Raw genomic sequence first — 10,888 nt, 5'->3', positions numbered from 1 at the left:
AAATCTGGACTTGCAACAAAAAACTGGACAATTAGTTGAATGACTAAGCTGCTAGATTAAGGTTATACATGTCTAATTCAAATTCTCTTATAGTTTTATTCCCTAAAAAGGAATGTCTTCTTCTATTATTGTACCAGGTTTCTATCCATCCAAAGATCGATAACTCAGCTTCAGATCTTAACTTATAATTGTGCCTATAAACCCATTCTACTTTTAATGACTTAAAGAACGATTCTGCAACAGCATTATCCCAGCAATTACCTTTACGACTCATAGATTGATTTACTAAGCCATTGTAACTTTTAATTAAAGAGGTAAACTTATGGCTGGCATATTGTATGCCTCGGTCGGAATGAAATATTAAAGGCTGGGTTAAAGCTGTTTTCTTTATGGCCATATGCCAAGCTTTCATAATAGTATCCTCTGCGCTTAGATTGTCGCTTAGTGCCCACCCAACAACTTTACGGTTAAACAAATCAATAATGACAGTTAGGTATAGCCAACCTTGTTTGGTTTTGATATAGGTAATATCACTTACCCAAACTTGATTTTGTCTGCTTACTCCAAAGCATTGGTTTAATAAATTAGGCGCTATTGGGTAATTATGTTTACTATCTGTGGTTGCTTTAAACTTACGTTTCCGTTTTGCAAACAAGTAATTAGCACTCATAATACGAGCTACTCTGGGCTTTGATATTTTATAGCCTAATGTCTCCAGTTCTGTTTTTATTCTGGGTGAACCATAGCTCTGAAAACTATCTTTAAATATAGATTTAATAAGCGTGGTTAACTTTTGATTTTCCAACCATAATTTACTTGGTCCTGATTGCAACCAATGGTAATAGCCGCTTTTACTTACCTTTAATATTTGACACATCATCTCGACAGGAAATCTCATAAGGTGCTGCTTTATAAACCTGAATTTTTCTTGTCGCTCGAGGAGAAGATGCTGATGGCCTTTTTTAAGATGTCACGTTCCATTTCGGCATCTTTTAATGCCTTTTTTAATCGAGCTATCTCTTTTTCTTGATCTGTCATTTTAGGGTTACCCCGACCTGGAAAACTGTTTTTACCGTAATCTTTTAACTCCCTACGCCAACGGTAAAGTACTGATGGAAATATATCCAGATCCTCGCATACTTGTTTTACATTGCCTTTGGCATAACTTAACTCGACTGCTTTTTGTTTAAATTCTAAGGTGTAATGTTTAGATTTTCTTCTCATAAGTGCTAAGATTCAAACTAACTAACATATTCTCTCATCTTTATGTCCAGTCTAATATAGGAAGTCCAAAATTTGGTGGCTTACTATTTGCATTTCGAGAATGGAATAAATGATATAAAGGATAGTTAGCCCTATAAACATCAAAACCGGCATTTCTCAGGCGATAATAGCGCTCTTTATCATCAGGCCCCCAACCATAAATATTTTCGTTTTCTAAAGATTTATCTGGAAAATCCACGATTCTACCTCCAAAAATACCTCCAAGAGAATATTTAAACCATAATTTAAATGAAGATTCACTATTTTCTAAATCTGTAAAGTTTTCTTTAGTTTCATATTTTTTTCTGAACTCTAAAGGAACGTCAAAAAAATGTCCATTATATGGATAAACTAATATTGGATTTTTAGATTGACTCATATGTTGTAAGCAATCAATTATTCCCATTGGATTAACAAGAATATCTGCATCGCAAATAAAAAAATATGGTGATTTGCACTGTTTTAGTAAAAGGTTTCTATATTTAGTGGTGTGAAACACTTCACCAACATCCTTTATAAATTGATAATCAACTTCATAACTCATTACAAATTCATCTGATAAATACCTATTCGAACTGGCTTCAATAATAATTATATTCGTTTCAAAATATCTTGTTAGATGATTTAAAACAAGTTTTAAATTATCCTTTCTATCTTGAGAATCTATCTGAACATAAAAAAGAAAAGTAACATTATAAAGATTAAATAGTTTCATAAATATTTATTGTTGATTAACACTAGATAACAAACTCAAAGACTAATATTGATAGTTTAATAACCTCACCTTCGATTAAGGCATAAAATTGAATACCTGACATTAAGGGACCTTATTTCAAGAGTTAGCCTTACTATTATATTGCTCCTAAAAGAACTTCATTAGACTGATTCCGTAATAGTTCATTAATCATATTTAATACATAAATTATCTTACCATCCTTCTCCTTTATTAGTAACATATTACTCAATAGTACTAATTCTATTAATTTACTTTTTACATCATTTCCCTTGCCTGAATAAATCGAATTAATTCTTTGTGGAATTAGACCTTCAATTTCTACAAGTAATTCCTCTGAACTTAATTTTTCATTCTCTTGTATAATTTCCAGATCAATAAGCAAATTTTTATAAGTATAAGTCAGGGATCTTGGATCTGAGATCAATACTTTATGGCATTTTTTAGAAAAATGACCTACATATGGATGCAACGTTGTTTTTTCAAATAATTCGAAACATAAAATCCTTACATACTTATTTACCTCCATTAGGCGTTCAGATGCATTGTATAATTCAAAGAAAACAATTTGTAAGTGCTCTTTAAGTCTTAAATGAACCTCATTATTATTAGCGTATTTTAACCGGGACAGGTAATAAAAACCTAAAAGAGCTAGATCCGGAATGTAGGAATCAATAAAATTTGTTCTAGAAAGCCTTTCTGTTTCAGATATTGCATAGTGATCTATAATAGAAAGTATTTCATCGATATCATCTGACTCAAAAAATCCGTTATCCATAAAATCCATTATACAATAACCAATATTAATAACCCCTAAGTGATCTACTGGAGATGAGACAGACAACTCCTCCACCAATATAAACTCTAAAGTTTCAAAAGCATAATTGGCATACTGCGGCTTATTGTATTTCTTAGCATAACAGAACAGATAATTTAGGAAGGTTAAATTTCCATTTTTGGAATTACTAATGATAGGTTCCGAATTCAACAGCAATATTTGTGTTGCGTTATGTATCATTGATCGTATTTAAATATGTCCTTTAATTTAAAAAATATCCTTTCAGCCACACTTAAATCTTCCGTTATAATCTCCGCATTTCCAATAAGCTCCTGATTAAATTCAATCTGTTTTTGGTAGGAAGTCATAACCCCATTTGGTAATGAAATAAAAACAATATAGTTGCTATTTTCATCCGGAGAAACAGAAATATTCTTAACCTTTCCTATTAACAAACCATATTGCTGATAAGGATAATTATCAAGTTTGACAAACACCTTCTGGTCAAGCTTCACCTTACCTGAATTTTGCGATGGAATCGTAAGCTTACCAATAAGGTCGTCTCTGTTCTTAGGAAGTATTGTAAAGATATTTTCCCCTGATTTAATATATTGGTTGACACCCCAAAAATTTTGAAAGCTAACATTCCCTTCTATAGAAGCCGAAAGCACATATTTATATTCCCAGTCGGTTATAGCTCTTTTCAATGAATTGTATGATTGTAATAGGTTTTTCAATAATTTTGTATCGTCTTCATTCTTATTTATAAAGGTGCTTTTAAGTGTTTGGTTTGCGTTGGATATGGCTTCTCTCATTTGTGAAATTGAGATGGTCATATTATTGACACTTTTCTGAATTTGTAAAAACTCTGCTTCTTTAGATTCATATTCCTGCTGGGAGATTACACCTTTGGAATGTAATTGCCTATAGCGTTTAACTTCCGCCTCTTTTAGTATTACTTCTTTCTCAAGAAGTTCTCTTTGATCAATCTGGCTATTTAACCGAGTAGTAACCTCCTTTAATGAAGCTCTATTACCAGTCAGGTCATTATCATAAGGCCTTAAATCTTTTAAAAGTTTAAAATTTATATAATGCTTCTCAAAATCTATATAGGCAGGTTCTATTTCTCCCAGCACCAATTTCGTCATAGATTCAATGGGGAAATTAAAGTTTCTTAGATCGATTCTTATAGTATCAATGACTGACTTCAAATAACTGACATCTGAATAATGAGCAGTATTTTCAATTACTGCTAATACTTGTCCCGCTTTAACTTGCTCCTTATTGTTTACCATCAATTTTTCAAGTTGACCAGTCGATCTGGCTACAACTTTTTCTGTAGCTTGCTTGGTTGTCACCAACACTTTAGCACTAACAAAATCAGGATATTTAATCAGAAATGATAAAAAAAGAATAATTATTGTTAGAACAAATATAATGGTAATACCCCATCTAACAATCCAGGACGGAGGAGTTGTCAATATTTCTTGAACTTCTTCTGACCTAAGCTGTATTTTTTCTTCCTTAATAGTATCGGACATTTTAATTGGCGCTTACTTTTTCTAATTCCAACTGATTCTTCACAAGATGATAATAATTTCCTTTATTAAATAAAAGTTGCTCATGTGTTCCCGTTTCTACAATATTTCCTTCATCTATAACGACAATTTGATCTGCATTTTTTACAGTACTTAATCTATGGGCTATAATCACAACCGTCCTGTTTTCAAAAAATGTATTTAAGTTCTCCATAATGATCCTTTCATTTTTTGCATCCAATGCTGAAGTCGCCTCATCAAAAAACAAAATACCTGGGTTTTTATAAACTGCCCTTGCGATAAAAATTCGTTGTTTCTGTCCAGTACTAATACCTACACCTTCATTTCCGATTTTCGTATTGAAACCAAGAGGAAGGTTTTGAATAAAATCATAAATATTCGCTGTTTTACATGCCTCAATAAGTCTTGACTGATCGATAACATCTTCTCCTACAGCAATATTATATGCTATGGTATCATTAAAAATATAGCCTTCCTGCATTACAACACCACAATTGTCTCTCCATACCTTATGTGATATCGAATTCAAATTATGTCCCCCATGGTTTATATATCCCTTTTGGGGTTCATAAAACTTTAATAAAAGTTTCATTAAGGTAGTTTTACCACTACCGCTTGCGCCTACAATAGCAGTGATTTTATTTGATGGAACCAACAAGCTTAAATTGTGTAATACAAACTCCTCGCTCCCTATATACCGAAAAGAGATCTCATTAATTTCTATATTTTCGTTTAAATCTATTTTGGTTATATATTGCTTTTCTCTCGTTTCTTCGTCATCCTTATCATGTATTTCAGCCAATCGTTCCATACTTATTTTAGCATCCTGATACGATCTTATAAATCCTACCAATTGATAAATAGGTCCATTTAACTGGCCTATGATATATTGAATGGAAAGCATCATACCTAAAGTTATATCTCCTTGAATGACCAATACTGCCGAGGTAAAAGTGATAATTATATTTTTTAACTCGTTAATAAAAGAAGAACCAACACCCTGTGTTTGTTCAAGACCAAGACTTTCTACTGAGACCTTAAATAACCTGGCTTGCGCAAATTCCCATTTCCAACGCATTTGTTTCTCCGCATTGTTCATCTTTATCTCCTGCATTCCATTAATGAGCTCAATAACGGTACTCTGCTCCTGACTTAATTGTGAAAATCGTTTATAATCGATCTCTTTTCGTTTCTTAAGGAAATAGAGAATCCATAATACATACAAAACACTACCTCCCATAAATATCATGAAAATGGAAGGACTGTAATAAATTAATACAGCTCCAAAAACAAAAAGATTAAAAAGAGAAAAAAGTGTACTTAAAGTTGAACCTGTTAGCAATCTTTCAATCCGGTTATGATCATTGATACGTTGTAATATATCTCCGGTCATTCTAGTATCAAAATAAGAAATTGGTAAGTTCATTAATTTGATGAAAAAGTCAGACACCAATGATATGTTTATCCGGGTGCTTAAATGCAACAAGATCCAACTTCTAAAAACATCTACACTTGACCTACCAATAAACAGCATGATTTGAGCAACTAGTATTACGTAAATGAAATTGATATCCTGATTTTGTATACCAATATCAACAATACTCTGTGTTAAAAATGGAAATAATAGTTGTAATATACTTCCAACCAGCAGGCCTACACAAAGTTGAATTATCAACTTTTTATACTTAAAAATATACTTAAAAAGAAATTTAAGTGACTTCTTATCGGTATCCTCCCATTTAAGGCTTTTGAATTTAGGGGTTACCTCTAAAAGTAAAGCTATACCTTCCTTGGTTTTCTCTGTTGCATTGTTTCCAATCCACCGCGAAATAAATTCTTCTTTTGAATATGAAATTAAGCCATAGGCCGGATCAGAGATAAATATTTCATCTTTATATATTTTGTAAACAACAACAAAATGTCTTTTATTCCAGTGAATAATTAAAGGTAAGGGTGCTTCTTTTAATTTATTATATTCAATTTTAACGCCTAAAGATTTAAAACCTATGGCTTCTGCTGCTTCACTCAATTTTAATAGGTTACTCCCTACTCTTGTTGTTTCAGATAGTTCACGTACTTCTTGTAAAGATATAAGTTTCCCATAGTGCTTGGCAATAATACGTAAGCATGTTGGCCCACAATCTTTACTATCAGGTTGTTTATAATAAGGAAAACTTTTTGTCAAATTAAATCAGTTTTTTAATCATTCACCATTTAAAAAAAATATTGAAAAATTTAGTCTTTTTTGGTAATGCAATAAAACCTCAGGTTATATAGTAAAAGGCGAAATGTTTCGCCTTTTACTTATTCTCCACAAAATATTTAATCTAATTCACGTGAACTATCATTCATAGTAGTGGAGTCTATTTCCCATGTAGTAACATCTGAACCTCCCATGGTAATATCAGCTCCACCATTAGACACATCACTTGACTGGTCTGTAGGAGGCTCATATCCACCAATAATAGAACTTAAGTTACTCACCTGTTCCCTTTCAAATTTTTTAAATAGCGTACTATTTAAATTATTTCTTTTTTTCATCATATTTCATTTAGAATAAGAGGACACTATGTATGCAGTATCCTCTTACATAGTTTTTAATCTGCTTCTCTTGAACTGTCACTACTATCATCAGAATCCTCATTCCAATCTGATGAATCACAATTAGGCTCGGTACAATCGGCAGTTGAAGAAGACACATCATCTTTTTGCTCTGTAGGAGGATCCACATAACCACCCATTATAGAACTTAGGTTGCTTACTTGTTCCTTTTCAAATTTTCTAAACAAGCTACTGTTTAGATTGTTTACTTTTTTCATTTTAAAAAGATTATAAAAATAATTTAAAAATCCCTGAACGTTTAAAGACACTCAGGATTGTGTCTATTCTTCGCGAAAGAATATTATTAAGAATAAGTTCAATTTTTATTCATCATTTTAAAGAGTCTATCATTTTAGGGACCATAACTCTTTTGAGGTTCATTAAATGAATTAAGTGTATTTCAAGTTTAGTTCAGAAATTCTAGAAACATCTAAATTTTATAATAACCTTAATTAATCTTCCCACAGCTTATGATTTATAGACTCTATTAAACCTGTATTTTCTACAAAGTCAAGATTTTGATCTAAAACACCTAAATCAAACACGGAAACAAAACCTTCTTCACCTCTCCATTTACTGATATATGGATTGTAATTACATTCAGATCCATAAAACCATGTTCCGTCTAATTTTTGAGATGGTATTCTATTATCTGTGCACATATTTCTATATTCACATACTTTACATATTTCGCATTGATCCTTACATGAATACCAATATTTCTGAAAATCTTTTGATCCTATAATGTTTCTAAAATCATCAATGTTTTCAACGTAATTGATGTTCCCAAAAGATTCTCTCAGGTTTGGTGCATTTTTTATTGTACCATCTTTTTCAATGGTACACTTCCTGTTAAAATATACATTATGGTTTAACGATTCGGTAAAATGTGTAATGTTAATATTAAATAGTGAAAAATCTATTTCGCCATAATCGAAATCTAGATTACTAGTCGATTTGACCACATACCCCATGCGATATTTACCTTTTTTAAGAAAAATATTTTCATTAGCACCAAATAAAATAATGTTCTGAATATTTGAATATTTATCAGCTAGCTCAACTAAAAATTTACTATTGGAGGATTTATATTGTAAAAAGAAATTAATTGATGATATTAATTCTCCTTCGAGCAACTTCATGATATTTTCTACAATATCTGAATCAACTTCTTCAAAAGAATAAAACACAAAATGATCACAACCTACCCCTTCTAAATATGAAACCTCTTTTTTAACATTATTAGTTGTCTCATTCGTAATCTCGATGAATCCGTTTGAGATCAATGATGGATAATCCCAATCATCTGATGTTTCCGGTAACAAATCGATTTCATCTTTACTACAAAAAAAGATAAATTCCTTTTGGAGCAAAAAAGAAATATAACTTTCATATTGTTCATAAACTTTTTGTTTGATGTGGCTATTATTAAATTGATCAACAAAATCAATTAAAGAATTAGGAACATAAACGAAATCATTTCGCATAAAGTCTAAAATGATTCCCCTATTATACCCTTTGATATATTTGATATTAGATATTTTTTTTAAAAAATTCTTATTCTCCATCATTCTAAAGTTTTAGAGGTTGTAGTGGCCTATAAAAAGGACGTACCTTATATTTTGTAGTATTATGCTTTTCAACATGAATTACTTCTATTCTGTTATCGTTTTTTTCTTTAAATTGGATGTATCTCATGTATAAAGGCAAGTTTTCCAATTTATTTTCAAAAAATTCATTCAAATCTTTTTCCATATTTTCACTTATTACATAAATATTCGGCAATTCTCTTTTCTAAGTAATAGTTACAAGGATAGCTTACCTGCCAAAACAATCCTACCGGGTTAACTTCCAAAAATACATACTCATTATCAGGTGTTACAATTATATCTATAGAACCCGAATTCATATCCAATTCATCCATTAAGGTTTTAATTTTAGCGCTGATATTTTTTGGTAATAGATATGGAGGGGTTCTATTTGGTTTTTCCCAGTTGTAATTTCTAAAATCAACCTTCGTTTGTTCATCCCATTGTGAAAAAATAACAGAAGAAAAGCACTGCCCATTAAGGTAAAATATTCTTAACTCATATAGTTTTTCAACATATCCTTGTACCAAAGTAGGCATAAATTTATCTGGCAAGCCATTTATCTCATTCTCTCCTAACAGAACAGAGAGCCCAGAAGTTTTGGTGTTTTCATCTTCATACAAAAATCCTGCCTGGTAAATTGGTTTAATTAAAACTTTTTGGGTTTTATTTTTAAACTCTAAAAGATGCTCTTTGGATGAGGTTATAATAGTTTCAGGAATTTTCAACCCTACGTTACGTGCTTTTAAGAGGTTTGTGACCTTATTGGTTTGATTATCATAAATACTCCCAATTGTTGGTATATCTTTTTTCTTTTCAAAATAATTATATATATAATTATTTATATAGGTATATTCTCTATCTAAACTATTACTCACTTCTTTTTGCAGTTTTTGGTTCTGAAATTCCGGAGTTTTAGGATAGGTGAAATTTAGGCGACCTCTTCTATACCAATAAGCCGTAAAGTCAGATAACCTATACGCTTTTTCCTCATAATAAAACGTAACATCCTCCCCTTCATTACCTAAATGAACATGGTCTAAATATAATTTGCTGGTATTATTTAATCTTAAAAAATTACCACCATAATATTTTATCCATTTTAACACCGTATCTGTAGTATTATCTCCTTCCTCCGATACTACTAAAACATTAATTTTATCCACACCAGTAAAATAGTTTAATATAATTATACTTTTTTTCTTTCCTAATTTTTCTACAGATTCCTTGCCCTCTCCTGTACTTTGATTTCTTTTCTTCTAAAGATTCCAGACCTAACTTTTTCCTTCGACTGTTTATTTGACTAAATAAAGATGTATCTCTGGTAACAGTTTTTTCATTATAAATTTCAGAATTGCATGAATGGTCTGTACCGTGTCTTGCCTGAAAATCCATGATAGAAGCATACTGGTCTGGGGGCATATTTCCCTTTTTAACTTCATTGAAAAATATATCATTGTATGAACATGTTTTAGGCAAGCGGTAATAATGCCACAAAATAATTTTCGCTGTTTCCTGTCCAAAAGAATACCTATATGCTTGTCTTCCATTTTTAGCAGGACCTATATTCCGTTCACCGGGATACCCATATTGCTTTATTAATGGAATAAGTTTATTTTCAACTATATCACTAACAATACTATCATAAGTAATGTTATATTTTTTAGAATTATTGGGATCTATTTTTGATAGAGAATCGATATAATATATTTTCCACTTTTGATCTAATTTACTAAGCTTATACAAAGAATCTTTTAATATTTTATCGACCTTATTTTTAAAGACTTTACTGTATCTTTTATACTTTTTTTGTATCACCTCGTAAAGCTTTTTATCACTGATATAATTATTCAACAAAGAGTCATTCGTAATATCCTTTACGGTTAAACCACATTTAAAAGTTTCAATTACAAAATCTTCAAATACATCAATTTCATCTAAATATGCGCTTGTTTGCATAGCAGTAAAAGAATGTCCCGCCAAAGGTTTGTCTACATTTTTGAAGGCCAATTTATACATAACCAAGGCACTATCAAATTGCTCTTTTAATATATAGCTCTCAGCTTTATTTATTGTTCGCATATAGGCTATATAGTCTATTGATTTTTTCTTTGTGCTCGTTGGACTTAAGTTGTAACTTGACATAGCCACAACCAAGAGTACACCGAGCACCAAAAACATTAATTTTTTGTTGATTTTGCTTAGTATCTGTAAGACTTGAGTCATTTTAAATTCAATTATTTTAAGTTATCTTTATCTCGGACAATTAGAGACACCCAAGATTTGTGTCTAATCTTCGCGAAAGAATATTTTTGTCTTAAGCCTAAAGGACATATGTTTCTTTAGGCTTTAATTTTATGTTGCT

General features: G+C 31.0%; 10 protein-coding genes. All 10 read right to left on the bottom strand.

Going from position 1 to position 10,888, the window contains the following annotated elements:
* Positions 1-43 precede the first annotated feature (43 nt).
* The 10 genes from P278_RS04770 to P278_RS04715 all read right to left on the bottom strand — a co-directional run bounded on the left by P278_RS04770 (position 44) and on the right by P278_RS04715 (position 10,749).
* Positions 44-1,224 (bottom strand): IS3 family transposase gene (locus P278_RS04770; protein ID WP_152973888.1). Its coding sequence is split into 2 segments (ribosomal slippage): positions 44-969 and positions 969-1,224, totalling 1,182 coding nucleotides; the frame shifts between segments, so codons are not numbered across the junction.
* 40 nt (positions 1,225-1,264) lie between these two features.
* Positions 1,265-1,978 (bottom strand): galactosyltransferase-related protein, encoded by a 714-nt coding sequence (locus P278_RS04760; protein ID WP_038263189.1) that lies wholly within the window; start codon positions 1,976-1,978, stop codon positions 1,265-1,267.
* 136 nt (positions 1,979-2,114) lie between these two features.
* The gene (locus P278_RS04755; protein ID WP_038263186.1) at positions 2,115-3,014 is read right to left on the bottom strand and encodes a hypothetical protein; all 900 of its coding nucleotides are present in this window, start codon (positions 3,012-3,014) and stop codon (positions 2,115-2,117) included.
* Positions 3,011-4,315, bottom strand: a complete 1,305-nt coding sequence (locus tag P278_RS04750; RefSeq protein WP_038263183.1) for an HlyD family secretion protein — start codon at positions 4,313-4,315, stop codon at positions 3,011-3,013. The genes P278_RS04755 and P278_RS04750 overlap by 4 nt, the downstream gene beginning before the upstream one ends.
* Before the next feature lies 1 nt (position 4,316).
* A complete protein-coding gene (locus P278_RS04745; RefSeq protein ID WP_038263179.1) occupies positions 4,317-6,518 on the bottom strand; it encodes a peptidase domain-containing ABC transporter in 2,202 nt (733 codons plus the stop codon).
* A gap of 137 nt (positions 6,519-6,655) precedes the next feature.
* A complete protein-coding gene (locus P278_RS04740; RefSeq protein WP_038263176.1) occupies positions 6,656-6,874 on the bottom strand; it encodes a hypothetical protein in 219 nt (72 codons plus the stop codon).
* Positions 6,875-6,930: 56 nt separating this feature from the next.
* A complete protein-coding gene (locus P278_RS04735; RefSeq protein ID WP_038263173.1) occupies positions 6,931-7,152 on the bottom strand; it encodes a hypothetical protein in 222 nt (73 codons plus the stop codon).
* A 234-nt stretch (positions 7,153-7,386) separates the two neighbouring features.
* Positions 7,387-8,502, bottom strand: a complete 1,116-nt coding sequence (gene gwsS / locus P278_RS04730; protein ID WP_161808339.1) for a grasp-with-spasm system SPASM domain peptide maturase — start codon at positions 8,500-8,502, stop codon at positions 7,387-7,389.
* A 191-nt stretch (positions 8,503-8,693) separates the two neighbouring features.
* Positions 8,694-9,689 (bottom strand): grasp-with-spasm system ATP-grasp peptide maturase, encoded by a 996-nt coding sequence (gene gwsG / locus P278_RS04720; protein ID WP_051413409.1) that lies wholly within the window; start codon positions 9,687-9,689, stop codon positions 8,694-8,696.
* Complete coding sequence (locus tag P278_RS04715) at positions 9,682-10,749, bottom strand: hypothetical protein (protein ID WP_038263162.1); 1,068 nt, start codon at positions 10,747-10,749, stop codon at positions 9,682-9,684. Before P278_RS04715 ends, gwsG begins: the two co-directional genes overlap by 8 nt.
* Positions 10,750-10,888 lie beyond the last annotated feature (139 nt).

Origin of the sequence: Zhouia amylolytica AD3 (assembly GCF_000511935.2) — a bacterium.
Classification (GTDB): domain Bacteria; phylum Bacteroidota; class Bacteroidia; order Flavobacteriales; family Flavobacteriaceae; genus Zhouia; species Zhouia amylolytica.
The sequence above is the reverse complement of the archived record's forward strand: the minus strand, read 5'-3'. Positions and strand labels throughout refer to the sequence as shown.

Coding starts and splice junctions, on each gene's coding strand:
- P278_RS04760 (WP_038263189.1), bottom strand. CDS start 1,978: ATGAAACTATTTAATCTTTATAATGTTACTTTTCTTTTTTATGTTCAG.
- P278_RS04755 (WP_038263186.1), bottom strand. CDS start 3,014: ATGATACATAACGCAACACAAATATTGCTGTTGAATTCGGAACCTATC.
- P278_RS04750 (WP_038263183.1), bottom strand. CDS start 4,315: ATGTCCGATACTATTAAGGAAGAAAAAATACAGCTTAGGTCAGAAGAA.
- P278_RS04740 (WP_038263176.1), bottom strand. CDS start 6,874: ATGAAAAAAAGAAATAATTTAAATAGTACGCTATTTAAAAAATTTGAA.
- P278_RS04735 (WP_038263173.1), bottom strand. CDS start 7,152: ATGAAAAAAGTAAACAATCTAAACAGTAGCTTGTTTAGAAAATTTGAA.
- gwsS (WP_161808339.1), bottom strand. CDS start 8,502: ATGGAGAATAAGAATTTTTTAAAAAAAATATCTAATATCAAATATATC.
- P278_RS04715 (WP_038263162.1), bottom strand. CDS start 10,749: ATGACTCAAGTCTTACAGATACTAAGCAAAATCAACAAAAAATTAATG.